This window comes from Nocardia bhagyanarayanae (assembly GCF_006716565.1).
Classification (GTDB): Bacteria; Actinomycetota; Actinomycetes; order Mycobacteriales; family Mycobacteriaceae; genus Nocardia; species Nocardia bhagyanarayanae.
In genome coordinates this window covers 1,420,747-1,439,483 of sequence record NZ_VFPG01000002.1, presented here as the reverse complement: position 1 = coordinate 1,439,483, position 18,737 = coordinate 1,420,747, and the positions used below count along the sequence as shown (strand labels likewise).

Sequence of the window (18,737 nt, the reverse complement as noted above, 5' to 3'; positions counted from 1 at the left end):
CGTGAACCACGCATGAGAAGACTCGTGCACAGAACCGAGCAGGGGGTCGGCACAATGCGCCTACAGTTCCTCGGCAAAGGCGGATCGGACAGCGGGGGTTGTCCGGCCTTGTTCGCGACCGACCGGGAGTCGTACCTCGTCCAGGGATGGCAGACGAACCGGGACGGTACCGTCGAAATCCCGCACTTGTTGACCGGTTTCGCGCAGCCGGACACGTTCATCGGTGCGACCATGACCGATACCGGACGGGGTACGTTCATCCTCTCCGGCAGGCCCATCACAGAGACCGAGACGCTGGCCCAACTCGACCTGGCCGGCGACGAGACGGCCATCGAGGTGCCGAAGCTGGGAAGGACGTTCTACGGTGCGACTGCGGCCCACCAATGAACCGGAGCTGTGGCAGAAGCTGTTCCGCGAGGTCGAGCGGGACGCGTTCCACCTGGAGGTCCGGGACTCGTACGCCGTGCCGGACGAGTCCGAGAGGTTGCGCCGGTTTCTCGACGGGGAGCCGCCGGTGGATCCGCATACCCCGTGGCAGGACCTCATGCGGGAAACCACCGGCCGCGGCGTCTCGGTGAGCCGAGTCCGTGTCGTCACCGTCCCGCACTCGGAATACCAGCGTTGGCTGTTGTCGGTGACTGTCCACAATGTCGATGCGGGGGAAGACATTCGATACCTCCCCCGCCACCTCGCCGGAGAAGTACCCCCGGATGATTGGTGGCTGATGGATGGCGAACGCGTTGTCTACAACCTGACGGACGAGGCAGGAGCACCCGCCGGTCTCGGCATCACCACCGATCCGCGGATCGTCGAGTATTACCAAAGCGTGCGTAGGCGACTGTGGGCGCAGGCGATCCCGTTTCCGGAGTACTCCAACCAGTGACGAACGGCATGCACGACGCGCGGGAGGCTCTCGGAGCACGGCTTCGGGAGCTTCGCCGCACAGCGGGGCTCACCAACCGGCGGCTCGCGCACCTGTCCGGGTGGCACGAGTCCAAGGTGTCCAAGATCGAGTTCGGCCGGATCAGCCCGTCCGACGAGGACATCCGTGCCTACTGCCGGTACTGCGACGCCGCTGATCAACTCCCTGATCTGCTGGCCACCCTGCACGACATCGACGTCGCCTATCTCGAGTGGCGCAAGATTCTCAGCACCGGAACCAAGCGGCGACAGCACGCGGCGGTGAGGATGGCGGAGGCGTCTCGAATGATGCGGATCTTCCAGCCGCACATCGTCCCCGGCATCTTGCAAACCGCGGAGTACGCCGAGGCGGTATTGAGCAAATACATCGACTTCTTCCGTGTCCCGGATGATCTCGACGCGGGCGTATCCAAACGTTTGGAACGACAGCGACTTCTGTACAAGGGAGACCGCCGGTTCCACATCCTCGTTGCCGAGCAAGCCTTGTCCACCACGGTCGGCGGTGATTCGGTGATGGTCGGCCAGTTGGACCGGCTTCTGGCGGTCATCGGCTTGCCTCGCGTACTGCTCGGCATCATCCCGGCAAACGCTGAATTGCCCATGCAGTTGACGAATTTCGTCATGTTCGATGAGCGAATGGTGTTGGCGGAGGCGATTACGGCGGAGTTGACGATCACGCAGCCGCGCGAGATCGCGATCTACGGCCGGATGTTCGCGGAGCTGGCCACACTGTCGGTGACGGGCGAAGGGGCGCGACGGCTGATCTGCGGCGCGCTGGAAAGGCGACAGGCTCGGCTCTAGGCTGCGCTGTGGATCGTCAGCCGTCGGGTGGGTGGTCGAAGGCGGAGAGGCCGAGGCGTGGGCCGATCGTTTTGCCCAACCAGGTCATGGCGGGGTCGTGGCTCATATGGGCATCTCGGGCTACCGTCACCCAGTCCGGGCGGTTGAGCAGGTTCAAATAGTTGTGCAGGGTGCGCGACCGGCGGTCGGCTGGCCAGCTCTGCTCATCGGCCTGCGCCACATAGCCCCCAAGGCCGCGAGGTCGGCGATTCTGGCGGGGGTGGGGGTGAGGCGGGCGGCGTGTTCGGCGTGGGCGGCGAGAACGGTGCTCGCCGGTGGAAAGCAGTCGAGGGTGGTGCCCATACCCGCGCAGCCGACCATGGTGGACAGCAGCCGACCGGTGTGGTCGATCAGTTGCAGATCCGGGTCGGGGCGGTGATGGCCTCGTGTAAGTGCGCCGCCGTGGCGACAGCTCCGGCGAAGTAGCCGGGACGGTGCCGAGCAACGCCAAGCCGACGAGGACCGCGCACCGATCCGTCCCGCGTCGCACGAGATGACGGCCGGTGCGCCGAACCACCTCGGGGTCGGCTCGCCGGGCCGCGGCCGCGATGTGTTCGTTGCGATAGAGCGGGATGTGCACCTCGTGCAAAGCTGCGGTCAGGTCGTGCGGATCTGGATCGAATTGGGTGAAGTATCGGTCGAGAATCGCCGCGACCTCCAGGCCGACAACTCGCCAGTCCTCGGATGATCCGGGGCGGCCGCGGCCGCGGTGGGCGGGTTCGTCTGGATAGGGATGTCCGTCGCGCGGGAGCGGGGCGTTGGGTTTCTCGCGGTGCCAGCGAAGGGCATGATCGAAAAGAGCGGTTCGGGTTCCGAGCGATCCTGGCTCGGGGGCGACGCGCATCAGCGGAGAATGGACTCGATTCGGTGGGTCATGGTCGATGATCATGTCAGCCGGGCGGACAGGGAGCAACGAGTGATGGGACCTGTGCGAACGAATCGGCTAGCGGCGGTCTGCGCCGTCCTGCTCGTCCTGGCGGCGGTGAGCGGGTGCGGCGAGGAGCGTTCCGAAACGGACCGGGAGTCTTCGCCGGTCGTGACGACCACCGTCGCGAGCAGTCCGTCGGGGGTGCCCGATCTCGCCACCCCCGAGGAAGTGGCGCAAGGGATCGACGTCCCGTGGGGGCTGGCGTTTCTGCCCGACGGCGCCGCTCTGGTCGCCGAGCGCGATACCGCGAAGATCATGCGGGTGGTCCCCGGCCGGGCGCCGGAAGAGGTGTACGAGGTGCCCGGCGTTGTCGCTCGCGGGGAGGGTGGCCTGCTCGGCCTCGCGGTGTCGCCGCAGTATGCCGAGAACGGCTATGTCTACGCCTATTTCACCGCGGACGCGGACAACCGGATCGTGCGTTTCCGGCTCGACGGCGCGCCGGAGGTAGTCTTCGAGGGAATCGCGAAGGCGGGCAACCACAATGGTGGACGGATCGCGTTCGGTCCCGACGGCATGCTGTATGTCGGCACCGGCGACGCGGGGCGCAGCGCGCTGTCGCAGGATCCGGCCTCGCCGAACGGCAAGATCCTGCGTCTCACGCCCGAAGGCGAACCGGCGCCCGGCAATCCGACCCCGGACTCGCCGGTCTACAGCCTCGGTCACCGCAACGTCCAGGGCCTCGCCTGGGATCGCGCGGGACGGTTGTTCGCCGCCGAGTTCGGCCAGAATCGTTTGGACGAGATCAATCTCGTCGAACCGAACCGCAACTACGGCTGGCCCGCGGTGGAGGGCGGTGGCGGCGCGGGACGCGGCTACGTCGACCCCGTCGTCACCTGGACGACGTCGGAGGCGTCCCCGTCCGGTATCGCGATCGCGGGCGACACCCTGTACGCCGCCGCGCTGCGCGGCGAAAGGCTGTGGACCGTACCGTTGGTGAACGGATCGGTCGGCGAGCCGCGCGCGATGTTCGAGGAGCGCTACGGCCGCCTGCGCACCGTCGAGGTCGCCGCGGACGGAGCGCTGTGGCTGACCACCTCGAACACCGACGGCCGCGGCGACGTGCGCCAGGGCGACGATCGCATCCTCCGATTCCCCGCTCGCTGAGCTCAGCGGTCGTTGCCTGGCAGTGGAATTCGCAGCCCCTCGGTGTCCGCCACGGTCCGCGCACGCTCGTACCCGGCGTCCACGTGCCGCAGCACACCCGTCGCCGGATCGTTGGTGAGCACCCGCTCGAGCTTCTGCCCGGCCAGTTCGGTGCCGTCCGCGACGCACACCTGCCCGGCGTGGATCGACCGACCGATGCCGACTCCGCCGCCGTGATGGATGGACACCCAGCTGGCGCCGGACGCGGTGTTCACCAACGCGTTCAACAGCGGCCAGTCGGCGATGGCGTCGGAACCGTCGGACATCGCCTCGGTTTCGCGATAGGGCGAGGCGACGCTGCCCGCATCGAGATGGTCGCGACCGATCACGATCGGCGCGCTCAACTCACCGGCGGCCACCATCTCGTTGAACCGCACACCCGCCCGGTGTCGCTCGCCGTAACCGAGCCAGCAGATCCGCGCGGGCAGCCCCTGGAACGCGACGCGTTCTCCGGCCAGGGCGATCCATCGGCGCAGGGATTCGTTGTGCGGGAACAGGTCCAGGATGGCGCGATCGGTGGCGGCGATGTCGGCGGGACCGCCGGAGAGCGCGGCCCAACGAAACGGGCCCTTGCCCGCGCAGAACAGCGGCCGAATGTAGGCGGGCACGAAACCCGGGTAGTCGAAGGCCCTCGCGCAGCCACCGAGCAGCGCCTCGCCGCGCAGCGAGTTGCCGTAGTCGAAGACCTCCGCGCCGCGGTCCAGGAAGCGCACCATGGCGTCGACGTGTTCGGCCATGGATTCTCTTGCGCGCTCGGTGAATTCGTCCGGCTTGCGGGCCGCGTACCCGGGCCAGTCGGCCAGCTCGACATCGCGGGGCAGGTAGGACAGCGGATCGTGCGCCGAGGTCTGGTCGGTGACGATGTCCGCGGGCAGATCCGCGGCGGCCAGTCGCGGCAGCACCTCGGCCGCATTGCCGATCAGCCCGACCGACAACGCTTTCCGCTGCGACCGCGCGGCCGTCACGCGGCGGATGGCGTCGTCGACATCGTCGGCGATCTCGTCCAGGTAGCGGTCTTTCAGCCGCCGCCGGGCCCGCGCCGGATCGCATTCGACGATCAACGCCGCCCCACCGTTCATGGTGACCGCCAGCGGTTGCGCGCCGCCCATGCCGCCGAGACCCGCGCTGAGTGTCAGGGTGCCCGCGAGAGTGCCGCCGAACCGCTTGTCGGCGATGGCGGCGAAGGTTTCGTAGGTGCCCTGCAAGATGCCCTGGGTACCGATGTAGATCCAGGAACCGGCCGTCATCTGCCCGTACATGGTCAGCCCCAGCGCCTCGAGCCTGCGGAATTCCGGCCACGTCGCCCACTCCCCGACCAGGTTCGAGTTGGCGATCAGCACCCGGGGCGCCCACTCGTGGGTGCGCAGCACACCGACCGGCTTGCCCGACTGGACCAGCAGTGTCTCGTCGGGCGCGAGGGTGGTCAGGGTGCGGGTGATGGCGTCGAAACTGGCCCAGTCCCTGGCCGCTTTCCCGGTGCCGCCGTAGACGACCAGGTCCTGGGGGCGCTCGGCGACCTCGGGGTCCAGGTTGTTGTGCAGCATCCGCAGCGCGGCCTCGGTCTGCCACATGCGGGCCGTCAGGCGGGTGCCGCGCGCCGCGCGCACGGTCGGGTGCTCGGTTGTCATCGCTGTCTCCGCTCGCCGGACGCCGGGTCCTCGGCCACCTGCGGGGCGACCGCCCGCAGCAGCGCACCGTCGCGGATCAGGTCCGCGGCGGCCGCGATCTCGGGGGCCATATGCCGGTCCGGGCCCGGCCCCTCGACCTTGGTGCGCAACAGCGCGACCGCGGCGGCGGTGGCGGGCGCAGGACGCAGCGGGGCGCGCAGATCGAGGGCGCGGGCCGCGGTTAGGTACTCGACGGCGAGGACGGTGGTCAGCCCGTTCACCGCGGTGCGCAATTTGCGCGCGGCCGACCAGCCCATCGACACGTGGTCCTCCTGCATGGCGCTGCTCGGAATGGAATCCACCGAGGCGGGGACCGCGATCCGCTTCAGTTCGGCGACCACGGCCGCCTGGGTGTACTGGGCGATCATGTGCCCGGAGTCGATGCCGGGATCCGCGGCGAGGAACGCCGGAAGTCCGTGGGAGCGAGCGACATCCAGCATGCGATCGGTCCGGCGTTCGGCCATGCTCGCGACGTCGGCGATCGGAATGGCCAGGAAGTCGAGCACGTAGGCCAGGGGCGCGCCGTGGAAATTGCCGTTGGATTCCAGGCGGCCGTCGGCCAGTACGACGGGATTGTCGATGGTGGCGGCGAGCTCACGGTCGGCCACCGTCTCCGCGTGCGCGACGGTGTCGCGGGCCGCGCCGTGCACCTGCGGCGCACAGCGCAGCGAATAGGCGTCCTGCACCCGATGGCATTCGCGGTGACTGGCCACGATCTCGGAACCGGCGAGCGCGGCTCGCATGCGGGCCGCCGCGTACGCCTGACCCGGATGAGGGCGCAGGGCTTGCAGGTCGCCCGCGAAGACGCGATCGGTGCCGAGCAGCGCCTCCACGCTCATGGCGGCGGTGATATCGGCGACGTCGAGCAGCCGGTGCAGGTCGGTGAGCGCGAGCACCAGCATGCCGAGCATGCCGTCGGTGCCGTTGGTGAGGGCGAGCCCTTCCTTCTCCGCCAGGATGACGGGCGTTATCCCGTTGTCGTGCAACGCCTTTTCCGCGTCGACCACGTTTCCGCCTGCGTCGGTCACGGTGCCTTCGCCCATGAGCGCGAGCGCGACAGCGGCCAGCGGCGCGAGATCGCCGGAGCAGCCGAGCGAGCCGAACTCGTGCACCACGGGCGTGATGCCCGCGTTGAGCAGGGCGGTCAGCGCGTGCGCGGTCTCCGGATGGGCCCCGGTGTAGCCCGAGGCGAGGGTCCGCAGCCGCAACACCATCTGCGCGCGCACCACCTCCCGTTCGACCGCGTCGCCCGCGCCCGCCGCGTGGGAGCGGATCAGCGACCGCTGCAACGCGGCGCGGCGCGACGGCGGGATGTGGCGAATCGCGAGCGCACCGAATCCGGTGGACACGCCGTAGGTCGCGGTCGATGCCTCCGCCAAGGCGTCGACGTGCTGACGGGCGGCGATCAGCCGCCGCTCGGCGGCCGCGCTCAGGCTCACCCGAGCGCCGCCACGCGCGACCGCGACGACCTGCGCCCTGGTCAGCGGCCCGTCGATCTCGACGTTCGGCTGTTGCGCGATATCCGGCATGACTTCCATTCCACAACCGCGACGGCCGGTGGAGAATGAGGCCACGCCGGATTCGGTCTGAGATCCCAGACAAACCGAGGAGGCACCGTGGGAGAGAGCAGCGACATCCCCGCGCTGCGCCGCGGGCTTGCGGTGCTTCGGCTACTCGCGGGCAGACCCGGTCCGGTGTCGGCGGCCGCCATCGCGCGCGAGCTCGGGTTGCCGCGCTCGTCCACCTATCACCTGCTCGCCGAGCTGACCCAGGCCCGCTTCGTCACGCACCTGCCCGACGAGCGCCGCTACGGTCTCGGCATCGCCGCGTTCGAACTCGGCGCCGCCTATCTCCGGCACGATCCGCTGGAGCGCTTGGCCGGGCCCCTGCTGCGCGAACTCGTCGAGCAGGTGGGGCACAACGCGCATCTCGGCGTACTGCACGGCAACGAACTGCTGTACCTGGTCAAAGAGCGCCCGGCGCGGCCGGAGACCCTGGTCACCGACGTCGGCGTCCGGCTGCCCGCGCACCTGACCGCCTCGGGTCGCGCCATCCTCGCGCACCTGCCCGCCGCGCACGTGCGCGCCCTCTTCCCCACCGCCGAGTCCTTCGTGACCCGCACCGACCGCGGTCCCGCCGGTCTCGCCGCGTTGCGCCGCGTCCTCGCCGAGGAACGCCGACGCGGCTGGGCCTGTGAAGACGGCCACGTCACCCCCGGCTTCGCCTCCGTCGCCTACCCCGTCTTCGACCACGACCACCACCCCATCGCCGCCATCAGCGTCACCCTCCGGCACCACTGCGGCCGGCACCCCTGCGACGCCGATTGGACCGTACTGGCCGCCCGCGTCCGCGCCACCGCCGACACCCTGACCCGTCGGATCGGCGGCCGCACCGAATGATTCGCATCATCGTCGGCCGCGAACGACCGTCGGCACGATGGTCGCGAAGAGAGCCAGTGTTTCGCGGACGAATTCACGTCGGGCGCAACCGAGTTCGCGCAGAGCCGGACCGTGGTCGTGGGCGACGACGAGGGTCGCTCCGACCAGCACGGTCCACCAGAAGGCGCGAACGGCGACGCGGGTCGGCAGCCACGCGTCCGCGAACGCCGCGCGGAGCCGCTGGGTGTGGAAGGGCACGTGCCGACGTTCGTCGTCGAGGATGAGCGTGGCGACGCGGGTGGTGAGTGGATCGTCGGAGCCGTCGCGCAGCGCCCGGTAGTACTGGAGCGCGACGACTTCGGCGACCATCAGCACCATCAGTTCGAGGCGCAGCCCCAGCGCTCGGCGCAGCCGCACGAACACGGCGTCGGTCCAGTGGTGCTCGATCGTCGGTCGACCCGCCGCCCGCAGCAGGTGGGCGAGTAGTCGGGCGTGGTTGCGTTCCTCGTCGACGAACAAGCGGACCGCCGCCGTGTACACCGGATCACCGGCGCGTTCGGCTTTCGCGATGAGATCCGCGCCGTCTCCGCTCTCGCCGACCTGGAATCGCTGAACACTGCGCGCGATGGCTGGATGCAGGCGGGCGCCACGACTCCAATCCGGGTCGCCCGCCGCCGCTCGGGCGCGCGCCTTGGCCTCGAATTCCCCCACCCATCGGACGAATTCGTCCGTTTCCAGCTGTTCGATCACCATGTACGCAACCCTACGAACGAGTTACGCCGATTCCCGGGTGAGCCGGTGGAGATTTCGTGTGGATGCCGAACGTTACGGCTTGCGGCCGACACCGCCCCACGCCGAGGCGCCGCGAACGCCCTGGGCGGCGTCGTCGGTGCGCCAGTGGTTGATCGGCACGACGCCGGGTTCGACCAGGTCCAGTCCGTCGAAGATGCCGGTGATCTCGGCAGAGCTGCGCGGGAAGTACGGCGCCCCACCGGTTTTGGCGTAGTTCTCGCACATCCGCACGTACGCCTTGTCGTCGGTGGCTCCGTCGTAGAGCGCGAGGTAACTGCCCGAGGGCACACCGTCCATCATGGTGTTCACCACGCGCCGCACCTGGTCGTAGCTGCGCGCGTGCCCGAGCACGCCGATGTACATCACCGCGATCGGCTTGCTGAAGTTCAGCACGTGACGCGCGTCGGCCAAAATCATCTCGGGATCGTTGAAATCGGCCTCTAGATAGGTGGTCACGCCCTCGTCGGTGGTGTTGACCAGCAGCGCTCTGGCGTGCGCGAGGACGAGCGGGTCGTTGTCGACGTAGACGATCCTGGAGTCGGGAGCGGCGGACTGCGCCACCTCGTGCGTGTTCTGCATGGTCGGCAGTCCGGTGCCGATGTCGAGGAACTGACGGACGCCCGCTTCCGCCGCCAAATACCGCACCACCCGGATCAGGAACTGCCTCGACTGCATCGCCAGTGTCTTGATCTCGGGATACCCGGCGACACCGGCTTCGCCGGCCAGCCGATCGGCCTCGTAGTAGTCACGGCCGCCGAGCCAGTAGTTCCAGATTCGCGCCGAATGCGGGACGTCGGTACGGATCGGGCGCTTGTCTGCCATGGTGGCTCCTGAGCAAAAACGGCTGCGTCGCGGTGACTGTACAGCCGATCGTGTTGCGGTATCCGATGGTTCGCTGATGTCGAGCTGGGAACGGTGATCACGGGCAGTTGAGCAAGGGTCGCTGGAAAATATCCGGCGAGCGCGTCCGGGCGTGTCACGACTCGAGGACGGCACGCGCGGCATTGTGTCCCGGGATGCCGCTGACGCCGCCGCCGCGCACCGCGCCCGAGCCGCACAGGAAGACGTTGCGCACCCCGGTCGCGACGCCCCAGCGTCCGGCCGGATCCGTTTCGCTGTCGTCCGCGCGATAGGGAAACGCCAAGTCCCGGTGGAAGATATGACCGCCCGGCAATCCCACCTCGCGCTCCAGATCGAGCGGGGACTTCACCTCCAGACAGGGCACGCCGTCGGCATCTCGAGCCAGGCACTCGGCGATGGGCTCGGCCAGTACCTGGTCCAGCTGCGCGAGAAGAGCTTTCGCAACGGCGGCGCGGGCGGCATCCGGATCGTCACCGAAAAGCCGTGCGGGAGTGTGTAATCCGAACAGCGTGAGGGTGTGCATGCCGCGAGCTGCGACGTCGGCGGACAGGATCGACGGGTCGGTCAGGGTGTGGCAGTAGATCTCGGACGGCGGCGCCGACGGTATCCGTCCGGCCTCGGCTTCCCGATAGGACTGCTCCAATCGCGCATACGATTCGGCGATATGGAAGGTACCGGCGAAGGCCTCGGCGGGGTCGACCGCGGCGTCCCGTAGGCGCGGTAATCGCCGCAGCACCATGTTCAGCTTCATCTGGGAGCCTTCGGGTTTCGGCTCCTCGGCGCCGCCGAGCAGGCGCGCCAGCTCGTGCGGCGCGGCGTTCACCAGGACGTGCCGCGCGCCGACCGTGCCGCCCTCGAAGCGCACCTCCGCGGCGGCGCCGTCGCTGTCGACGCCGGTCACCGCGCGGTTCGTGACCAGTTCGGCCCCCGCGGCGCGCGCCGCGTCCGCCAGCGCGTCGGTGAGTGCCCCCATGCCACCCACCGGAACATCCCAGTCGCCGGTGCCGCCGCCGATCACGTGGTAGAGGAAGCAGCGGTTCTGCCGCAGCGAGGGGTCGTGCGCGTGGGTGAAGGTGCCGATCAGGGCGTCGGTGAACACCACGCCGCGCACAGTGTCGTCGGTGAAGGTCGCCTCGATCGTCTCGCCGAGCGGCCTTTCGAACACCGCCTCCCACAGCGCGTCGTCCGCGACGACGCGCCGCAGCTCGGTTCGGGTCGGCAGCGGTTCGGTCAGGGTGGGAAACACCCGCCGGGCCAGCTGTCCGGTACTCGCGTAGAACCGCCGCCACGCCTCGAAATCGCGGTCGGAGCCCGTCAGGCGTTCGAAGCTCGCCCTGGTGCGCGCCTCGGATCCGGTGTCGACGAGCAGCCCGCCGTCGCCCACCGGCGTGTAGGAGGAGATCCGCCTGCGCCGGGTCTGGAACCGGAGGCCGAGATCGCGCACGATGCTCGCGGGCAGCAGGCTGACCAGATACGAATACCGGGACACCCGCGCGTCGACACCGGGGAACGGGCGTTCCGACACCGCCGCGCCGCCCGTGTGCGACTGCCGCTCGAGCAGCAGCACCGAGCGGCCTGCCCGCGCCAGGTACGCGGCGGCGACCAAGCCGTTGTGGCCGCCGCCGACGATGACGACATCGTAGGAAGAGCGCGTCGGTGTCATCCGTCCTCGATACCACGGCCGCACCGCTGGAGGTCGTCCCGACGCGCCGCCGGGCGCTGCTCGCGGGTGCCCGCGCAGCCTCGCCCAGCGGCAGATTAGCAGCCCGCACCGACAACTTCGCTGATACCGAAACCGGTTGCGAGACAGAGGTTGTCGCTGTTCACAAGATCGACAACCGGGCCCCGGACTTGTCGGTGGGTTCGCGTAGGTTTTCGGTCATGAAGAGAAACGGGAGGGAATGCGATGGACTCGGATGACCGCGAGTGGGAGCGGGCGGCGGTGGTGCAGACGCTGCCCGTCGTGGCGCCGCGCAAACTGGCCAAGGTGCCCTTCGTCGAGATGGCGGACGGGCGGTTGCAGGGCGTGGTGTCGAGCGGATCGGATATCGCGCGGGTGTACGTCTCGTCGGTGTCGGCGAAGACGCACGGACTCAGCTGTAGCACCAACAACAATCGGCCGTGCGGCGGGCTGCGCGGACCCTATCCGTGCAAGCACATCGACGCGCTGCTGGACGAGGCGGTGGTGCAGTACGGCGCCGAGCAGGTGGCCCGCTACTTGGGGGTGGAGATCGCCGAGGGCGCGAGCCTGCGCGCCGCGCTGAACTGCGCGCACGAACCCGCGCCCGCCGCCGTCGTATTCAGCCGCTTCCTGCGCCATCTCGCGTATCTCGAGCTGCCGGGCGGCACCGCGCCGATCCCCGAGTTGCAGTGGTTTCCCGCGACGGGGGTGAGCCGCTGATGCTCGGCGTGCATTTGGCCGAACTGCTCGAGCCGCCGCCGGGTGTGCCGGAAACGCTCGATGTGGTGACCGGATTCGACACCGCGCTGGTACACGGATTCGCGCGGCTGACCGACGAACACACGGCCGCGCTGGCGAGTCTCGCCGCCGCGCTCGGCGGATCCCCGCTCGGGCCATCGATCGCCGAGGCGGTCGCGAAACTCGGCGCGGGCTCGATCGGCCCCGAGGAGCTCTCGGCCCTGGCGGGCGGACGCGCCGCGCTGCTCGGCGCCGTACACGACGCCCTGCTGGACCGGGTGGACACCGCGCTGGGACGCGAGCGTGCCGTGTGGGAGCAGCCGGAGCAGCCGCACACGCCGCACAACCTGGCGGCGGGCAGCCGCTCCTGGTTACAGGAGGTCGCCATCACCGGATGGCGCGGCGTCGACCACGACTTGGTCTCGGCCGCCGATCAGACGGTCGAGGCGCTGCTCGCCGAACCGGCCTTGCGCAGGCTCGCCGTCCTGCTCGACGGCCTGACCGCCGAGCTGCGCGCCGGATCTCCGGTGGCGACGCTGGACCGGCTGCCCGCCCGGCGCTGGGCGGACCTGTGGGCGCGGGCGCTGCTGTTGTCCTGGCGCACCGGCGGTTTCACCGAGACCACGGCGGTCTCCGGGCGGCTGCTTCCGCTGGGCGTCGACGTGCACGAGCACGGCACCGCGGTGCAGGCCCAGCTGTACGCGCTGCTGGAGACGGCGGGCGGGCCGACGCGGCGGGTGCGGGTCAGCATCGCCGCGGCCAAGGTCGACACGATCGTCGGCCCCGCGATCTGGCAGCTGTTCACCGAGCACCCGCAACTGCTGAAAGCGATGGCCGAGCGGCTCAGCCTCGACATCGACGGCATGCCGATGACCGCGGGAGGCGACCTGATCTGGCACGACCAGTCGGCTCGCATCGGCGCGAGCGCCGATCCGTTCGCCACGGCACGCGTCGGTCTGGCGGGCGCATTGGCCCCGGCCACTCCCCCGCTGGATCGTGACCCGGTGCACCTTTCGGAGCCGGTTCTGGTGGAGGGGTACAAGGTCGAGGACGGCGCCATCGAGTTGGACGGGCACCGGCTTGCCCTCGAACTGGACCGGCTGCCGACCTGCGGCCCGCTGACGCCCGCCGCGGTGAACGGCTCCTCGACCTGCCTAGGCCTGCTGCGCTGGGACGCCGGGCGGTGGTCGCTGCGCCCGCTCGCCGTGCGCAAGAAGACCAAAGGCGTGGCGGTCGACGTGCACGGCGGCGACTGGGCCTGCGGCGTGACGGATCCGAAAGTGGCCAAGTCGCAAGCGAAGTCGGGCGACGCGGTCGCGGTGCTCAGGGAACGAGCGGGACGGCTGCTGAGAAAATGACCGACAGCAACGAGACTCGACGGCAGATCCTCTACTGGCGGCTGCTCGCGGGCATTTTCGACAGCGAGGCGCAGCCCGCGCTGGAGACGTCGAGCGTCGCGATCGTCGACGACCTCGGCCTGCCCGCGGCGCTGCTCGACCCCGGTGTCTCGATCGACAACGTGGTGCAGCGCTTCCCCGATCTGGCGACCGAATTCGACGGACTCGGCGCCCACGTGCGGGCGGCGGAATCGGTGGACTGCGCCGCGGAATCGATCGAGCGGAACGCGGACGAGACTCCGGCGCAACCCGCGGAAACGGAGGCCGACCCGGCTGTCGGCTCCGGCGAGGTGCGTTCGGCCGCCTTGATTTCCAAGCTGTTGCTGAACGTCTTCGCGACCGGCGGCGGCACGGTCAGCGCGACCCAGCTGGCGGGCTGGCAGCGCGATGCGGGCTGGTTGCGGCGCATGCTCGGCGAGGACTGCGGCGCGGACGTGCGCACCGTGCTCGGCGACCTCGAGGCCGACCTGGTCTCGCGAATGCGGCTGCGCGAGGTACTCGCCGATCCCGCGCTCTCGGCCCAGCTGACGCCGAGCATGTCGCTGATCGAACAGCTGCTGCGCGACAAGACGAATCTGTCGGGCGTCGCGCTGGCCAACGCCAAGTCGCTCATCCGCCGCTACGTCGACCAGGTCGCGGAGGTGCTGCGCACCCAGGTACAGCAGACCACCGCGGGCACCGTCGACCGCTCGGTGCCGCCGAAGCGCATCCTGCGCAATCTGGATGTGGACCGCACGATCTGGAAGAACCTCACCAACTGGAATCCGGACGACGAGCGCCTCTACGTGGATCGGCTGTTCTATCGGCAGACCGCCAAGCGCACCGTGCCCGCCCGGATGATCGTGGTGGTCGACCAGTCCGGTTCGATGGTCGACTCGATGGTGAACTGCACCATCCTCGCCTCGATCTTCGCCGGCCTGCCCAAGGTCGACGTGCACCTCATCGCCTACGACACCCGTGCCATCGACCTGACGCCGTGGGTACACGACCCGTTCGAGGTGCTGCTGCGCACCAACCTCGGCGGCGGCAACGACGGCCCGGTCGCCATGGCGATGGCCCAGCCGAAGATCGTCGACCCGACCAACACCGTGCTGGTGTGGATCTCGGACTTCTACGAGTTCGACCGCTCCCAGCCGCTGTACGAGAGCATGCAGGCCGTGCACCGCAACGGCGTGAAGCTCATCCCCGTCGGCTCGGTGAACAGCTCCGGGCAGCAGAGCGTGAACCCCTGGTTCCGGGAGCGCTTCAAGGCCATGGGCACACCGGTGATCTCGGGCCGCATCCAAAAACTCGTGTTCGAACTCAAGAACTTTCTCGACTAGGAGACCTCGCAACCATGACCGACACCGCGCTGCGCGCCCCCGCCGAAATCAAGTACGCCGAGGAGCTGGACTGGCTCGAGTCGATCGACGACGGCCCCAAGCCGTTCGCCTGGCGCCTGAGCCCGAAGATGGTGCGGCTGTTCATCCTCGGCTCCGAGCGCGCCGACGGCCTGGAGCGGCAGATCGACCAGAAGTGGTTCGGCGACCGCAGTTTCGTCGAACGCAGCATCGTCACCCTGGCCTCCGACCGCGGGCTGCTGCTGATCGGTGATCCCGGTACCGGCAAGAGCTGGCTGGCCGAGCTGCTCTCGGCGGCCATCAGCCGCAATTCCACGCTCGTCGTGCAGGGCACCGCGGGCACCACCGAGGACCACATCAAGTACTCGTGGAACATCTCCATGGTCATCGCCAAGGGGCAGTCCAGGGAGTCGATGATCCCGTCCCCGATCATGACCGCGATGGAGCAGGGCGTGATCGGCCGCTTCGAGGAGCTGACCCGCTCCACCAGCGACGTGCAGGACGCGCTCATCTCGATCCTGTCCGAGAAGTACGTTTCCATCCCCGAACTCGACGACGACAACGTCGTGTTCGCCAAGCCGGGCTTCTCCATCATCGCCACCGCCAACAGCCGCGACCGCGGCGTCAACGATCTCTCCTCGGCGCTGAAGCGGCGCTTCAACTTCGTGCGCATCCCGGTGGTGACCAACAAGCGCAGCGAGGCCGAGATCGTGCGGTTCCGCACCGCCGAGCTGCTGCGCAGGCACCAGATCGAGCTGGAGCTGCCGCCCACGCTGCTCGACATCCTGCTCGACAGCTTCGCCGATCTTCGCTCCGCTGCCGCGGCCGCGACCAGCGACGACGAGAAGCTGGAGTCGGCGCTCTCGACCGCCGAGCAGATCGGCGTGCTGGAGGACGCGATCCTGCACAGCCAGTTCTTCGGCGACCGCACGCTGCGCGCGGAGACACTCGCCGGGTCGCTGGTCGGCTCGTTGGCCCGGCGGGCGCCGGAGGACCTGGCGATCCTCAACAAGTTCTGGCACGGCGTGGTGGAACCGCGCAGCAAGGACGCGGGCGGGGATTGGTCGCAGTTCCTCGAGGGCGGCCGGGCGGCGATCGCGAGGCTCTCGTGAGCGGTCCGTTCGGCGCGCTGCGCGAGCAATTGGCCACGGCCGCGGAGCGATTCGCGGCCGAGCCGGGCGCGGTCGCGGAGATCCTCGCGGGCATCGTCGACGACGTCGATCGCGCGCTCGCGGTCGAGCTCGAGATCTTCCCGGTTTGCCACCATTCGCCCGCCTCGGGGCTGGCGATGGTGCGGCGGCTGCACGAGAAGCGACCCAAGGTCGTCTACCTGGAGCTGTGCGAGGACCTGCGGCCGATCCTGGACGAGCTGCGCAATTGCAGGCTGCCGGTGGCGGTACAGGCGTGGGCCGGTGAACTCGACGGGTTCCCGGCCGCGTGGGCGCCGCTGTCGGTGGTCGCGCCGATCACCGAGGCGTCGGCGGAGTACCAGGCCATCGCCTACGCGCTCGACACCCCCGGCGTCGAGCTCGTGCTCGTCGACCGCTCCACCGACCACGTGTTCCAGTGGGCGCCGGACCGCGACGCGCCGAAGGGCGACGCGCCCGCCGAGGTAGTGCCGGAGCCCGCCGAGGGCGGCGCGCTGCACGGCGACGCGGTCGGCATCGAAATCGGCGATCTGCGACCGGGTTTCGCCGAACTCGAGGAGCACCTGCTGCACCACGGCAAGGTGCGGCACTGGTCGGAGTGGTGGGACCAGTATGTCGAGCAACCGCTGGCGGGCGCCGACTACGACACCTACCGCCAGGTCATGGTGTTGATCGGCAGCCTGTTCCGTCGCTTGCGCCGCACCGGCGTCGAGGAGGACGAGAACCGCGAGCGCTACATGTGGACGCGGATGCGCGAACATCTGGACGCGACCGGCGCCGACCCGGCCGACTGCCTGTACGTGTGCGGGGCGTTCCATGCGGCCAGCCACGTCGAGCAGTTCGGCCTGCCCGCCGACGCGGCGCCCTACGAGATCACGCCGCGGTCGAACACCACCTGGCAGTACGGGCTGATCCCGTCCAGCCACTCGGCCATCGAGGAGCAGTTCGGGCTGGCCTCGGGGTCGGTCTCGATCGCGGCGGCGACCTGGTCGAAGGGACTGCGGCGCGGCGGCGCCAAGCCGTTCCAGCTCGCGGGTCAGAAATCCGCGAGCAAGAAGACGAGCAAGCGCACCCCGCCCGTGGTGACGGTCGCCGCCGTGACCGACCAGCTGACGGGGTTCCTGTCCACGCCGCCGCGGCTGGACTCGCTCGACGAGGCCGAGTTGCTCGACTGGTCGGTCGACATCGTCCGGCTGGCCCGGCGCAACGGCTACCTGGCCAGCACCGCCGACGCGATCGCGGTGTTCGAAACCTCGATCCTGTTGGCGGGCATGCGCAATCGCGCCCGCCCGACGCCGTACGACTTCCAGGACGCGGCGATCACCTGCATCGAGAAGGACCACGTGCCGGGTCGCCGGGACGTGCGCAGGCTGTGCGAGATCCTGCTCGGCGGTGACCGCATCGGTCAGGTGGGCTACGCGGCGCTGCCGCCGCTCGCCCGCGACGTGCTCGACCGGCTCGCGCCGCTGGGTATCGACACCAGCAAGCGCACCGTGCAGCGTTCGCTGTTGGATCTGCGCGCCGACCCGCACCTGCGGCCCTGCTCGGATCTCTTGTGGATCCTGCGCAGGCTGCTGCCCTCGGACGCGGTGCGGCCGATCATGGGGTCGCGGGCACTCGGCGAGACCTCCATTCAGGAGAGCTGGGATCTGGCGCTCGGCAAACACCAACGCGCCCTCGTCGAGCTCGGCTACGAGGGTGTGACCATCGAGCAGGTCCTCGAGCAACGGCTACGCATGGCGGTGTCCGCCGCGGACGCCACGGCCGCGGTGGCGCTGGCGGCGGTGGAAGACGCCCTGGTGTACCTGAACTCGCCGCGCCTGGCCGACGAGCTGGGGCACCGCGCCGTCGAACTGCTCGCCGCCGAACGGTCGGTCGACGACGCGCCCGAGGTGCTGCGCCGAATCCGGCTGCTGCTCAACTACTTCCGGTCGACCGCGGACGGCCTGCCGGAGTGGTGCGGCCGGTTCGTCACCGCGGGCTACGCGCACTACTGCACGCTGCTGCCGACCGCGTTCACCGACGAGAACACCGGAGTGCGGCCGGTCGCGGCCATGCTCGGCTTCCTGTTCGGCATGGAGAACCTGGCGCTTTCCCTCGGCTGCGATCACACCCAGCTCGAACTCGCGGTGTTGCAGTCGCATCCGGAGGCGCCCGCGAAGGTCGCGCTGCTGTGGGCGACGCGCTTGCAACTCGGGTTGCTGACGCTGCCGGAACTGCGCACCCGCTGCGACGACATGCTGGCCAACCCGCTCGTGGTCCCCGCCTTCCCGCACTACCTGAGCGGTTTCGTGCAAGCCATGGATCCGGTGCCGTCCTTGAAACCTTTCGTGGTGGAACTGCTCTCGAAGGCATTCGGTCGCCTGCCGGACAGTGTGCTGCTGCCCTGGCTCCCGAAGCTGATCACCACCCTGCGTGGCCAGGCCGGTGAACTGATCCCGGCGCTCACCAGGGAGGCCGGTCGCACGTTCCCGTCCGGTCTCGCGGCGGTGGACCGCTGGACTCCGCCGTGGACGGGCACGCCGCAGCCGCCCGCCGCGCCCGCCGTCGCGGTCGCGGGCGGACCGGTCGGCGATCTGCTCTTCGCCCATCCGGCGAGCTGCGACGCGCTGGCCACGCTGCTCGGCCACGGCGGCGACTGGCAGCGTCCGGCGGAAGCTCCGCACGCCGAGGTCGCGGCGCTTGTCGCCCGGCACCAGGCCTCGGCGGTCGCGCTCGCCGCGCTGGTGCCAACGGCGGCGGGCTGATTTCGGACGGGAGGCCACTACGGCGGCAGGCCGATCGCCCGAAAGGCCGCGAATGCCGACGCTCTCCGCCGCGCCGAAACCATCGGCGCGGCGGAGCTTTCGTGTCTCGGCAGGCCCGTACGCCACTAGACGTCGCGCCGCCACGGTGCGCTGGGG

17 protein-coding genes are annotated in these 18,737 nt (G+C 69.6%); 11 read left to right on the top strand and 6 right to left on the bottom strand.

The window, feature by feature from the left end; translation table 11 throughout:
• Positions 1–108: 108 nt before the first annotated feature.
• Genes FB390_RS33320 through FB390_RS33310 form a run of 3 tightly spaced genes read left to right on the top strand, consistent with a single transcriptional unit; the run spans position 109 to position 1,722 of the window.
• Entirely contained in the window at positions 109–387 is a 279-nt protein-coding gene (locus FB390_RS33320; RefSeq protein WP_246124555.1) for a hypothetical protein, read from the top strand.
• Positions 365–883: a DUF6879 family protein gene (locus FB390_RS33315; protein WP_246124553.1), complete on the top strand. Its 519-nt coding sequence runs from the start codon at positions 365–367 to the stop codon at positions 881–883. The genes FB390_RS33320 and FB390_RS33315 overlap by 23 nt, the downstream gene beginning before the upstream one ends.
• Positions 880–1,722 carry a helix-turn-helix domain-containing protein gene (locus tag FB390_RS33310; protein ID WP_141813108.1) on the top strand — a complete coding sequence of 281 codons (843 nt, stop codon included), beginning with the start codon at positions 880–882 and terminating at the stop codon, positions 1,720–1,722. The genes FB390_RS33315 and FB390_RS33310 overlap by 4 nt, the downstream gene beginning before the upstream one ends.
• 16 nt (positions 1,723–1,738) lie before the next feature.
• Here the strand turns inward: FB390_RS33310 and FB390_RS33305 are convergent, their stop codons facing one another.
• Entirely contained in the window at positions 1,739–1,942 is a 204-nt protein-coding gene (locus FB390_RS33305; RefSeq protein WP_141813107.1) for a hypothetical protein, read from the bottom strand.
• 312 nt (positions 1,943–2,254) lie between these two features.
• Here FB390_RS33305 and FB390_RS33300 point away from each other — a divergent pair, with 312 nt between their 5' ends.
• A complete protein-coding gene (locus FB390_RS33300) occupies positions 2,255–2,449 on the top strand; it encodes a hypothetical protein (RefSeq protein ID WP_141813106.1) in 195 nt (64 codons plus the stop codon).
• Positions 2,450–2,680: 231 nt separating this feature from the next.
• Positions 2,681–3,793 (top strand): PQQ-dependent sugar dehydrogenase, encoded by a 1,113-nt coding sequence (locus tag FB390_RS33295; protein WP_141813105.1) that lies wholly within the window; start codon positions 2,681–2,683, stop codon positions 3,791–3,793.
• Between the two features lie 2 nt (positions 3,794–3,795).
• Here FB390_RS33295 and hutU read toward each other — a convergent pair whose 3' ends face one another.
• Both hutU and hutH read right to left on the bottom strand, forming a co-directional pair.
• Positions 3,796–5,460: a urocanate hydratase gene (gene hutU, locus FB390_RS33290; protein ID WP_141813104.1), complete on the bottom strand. Its 1,665-nt coding sequence runs from the start codon at positions 5,458–5,460 to the stop codon at positions 3,796–3,798.
• A complete protein-coding gene (hutH, locus tag FB390_RS33285) occupies positions 5,457–7,028 on the bottom strand; it encodes a histidine ammonia-lyase (protein WP_141813258.1) in 1,572 nt (523 codons plus the stop codon). Before hutH ends, hutU begins: the two co-directional genes overlap by 4 nt.
• An 87-nt stretch (positions 7,029–7,115) precedes the next feature.
• Between hutH and FB390_RS33280 the strand changes: the two genes are divergently transcribed.
• Positions 7,116–7,898, top strand: a complete 783-nt coding sequence (locus tag FB390_RS33280) for an IclR family transcriptional regulator (protein WP_141813103.1) — start codon at positions 7,116–7,118, stop codon at positions 7,896–7,898.
• A gap of 6 nt (positions 7,899–7,904) precedes the next feature.
• Here FB390_RS33280 and FB390_RS33275 read toward each other — a convergent pair whose 3' ends face one another.
• The 3 genes from FB390_RS33275 to FB390_RS33265 all read right to left on the bottom strand — a co-directional run bounded on the left by FB390_RS33275 (position 7,905) and on the right by FB390_RS33265 (position 11,193).
• Complete coding sequence (locus FB390_RS33275; protein WP_141813102.1) at positions 7,905–8,630, bottom strand: ferritin-like domain-containing protein; 726 nt, start codon at positions 8,628–8,630, stop codon at positions 7,905–7,907.
• A 72-nt stretch (positions 8,631–8,702) separates the two neighbouring features.
• A complete protein-coding gene (locus FB390_RS33270) occupies positions 8,703–9,491 on the bottom strand; it encodes an SAM-dependent methyltransferase (RefSeq protein ID WP_141813101.1) in 789 nt (262 codons plus the stop codon).
• 154 nt (positions 9,492–9,645) lie between these two features.
• Entirely contained in the window at positions 9,646–11,193 is a 1,548-nt protein-coding gene (locus FB390_RS33265) for a phytoene desaturase family protein (RefSeq protein WP_141813100.1), read from the bottom strand.
• Positions 11,194–11,436: 243 nt separating this feature from the next.
• Between FB390_RS33265 and FB390_RS33260 the strand changes: the two genes are divergently transcribed.
• The 5 genes from FB390_RS33260 to FB390_RS33240 are packed head-to-tail and all read left to right on the top strand — an operon-like array spanning position 11,437 to position 18,581.
• The gene (locus FB390_RS33260) at positions 11,437–11,931 is read left to right on the top strand and encodes a hypothetical protein (RefSeq protein ID WP_141813099.1); all 495 of its coding nucleotides are present in this window, start codon (positions 11,437–11,439) and stop codon (positions 11,929–11,931) included.
• A complete protein-coding gene (locus FB390_RS33255; protein WP_141813098.1) occupies positions 11,931–13,307 on the top strand; it encodes a hypothetical protein in 1,377 nt (458 codons plus the stop codon). Before FB390_RS33260 ends, FB390_RS33255 begins: the two co-directional genes overlap by 1 nt.
• Positions 13,304–14,668 carry a VWA domain-containing protein gene (locus FB390_RS33250; RefSeq protein ID WP_141813097.1) on the top strand — a complete coding sequence of 455 codons (1,365 nt, stop codon included), beginning with the start codon at positions 13,304–13,306 and terminating at the stop codon, positions 14,666–14,668. The genes FB390_RS33255 and FB390_RS33250 overlap by 4 nt, the downstream gene beginning before the upstream one ends.
• 14 nt (positions 14,669–14,682) lie before the next feature.
• The gene (locus FB390_RS33245; protein WP_141813096.1) at positions 14,683–15,798 is read left to right on the top strand and encodes an ATP-binding protein; all 1,116 of its coding nucleotides are present in this window, start codon (positions 14,683–14,685) and stop codon (positions 15,796–15,798) included.
• Positions 15,795–18,581, top strand: coding sequence for a DUF5682 family protein (locus FB390_RS33240; RefSeq protein WP_141813095.1), 2,787 nt, complete (start codon positions 15,795–15,797; stop codon positions 18,579–18,581). The genes FB390_RS33245 and FB390_RS33240 overlap by 4 nt, the downstream gene beginning before the upstream one ends.
• Positions 18,582–18,737 lie beyond the last annotated feature (156 nt).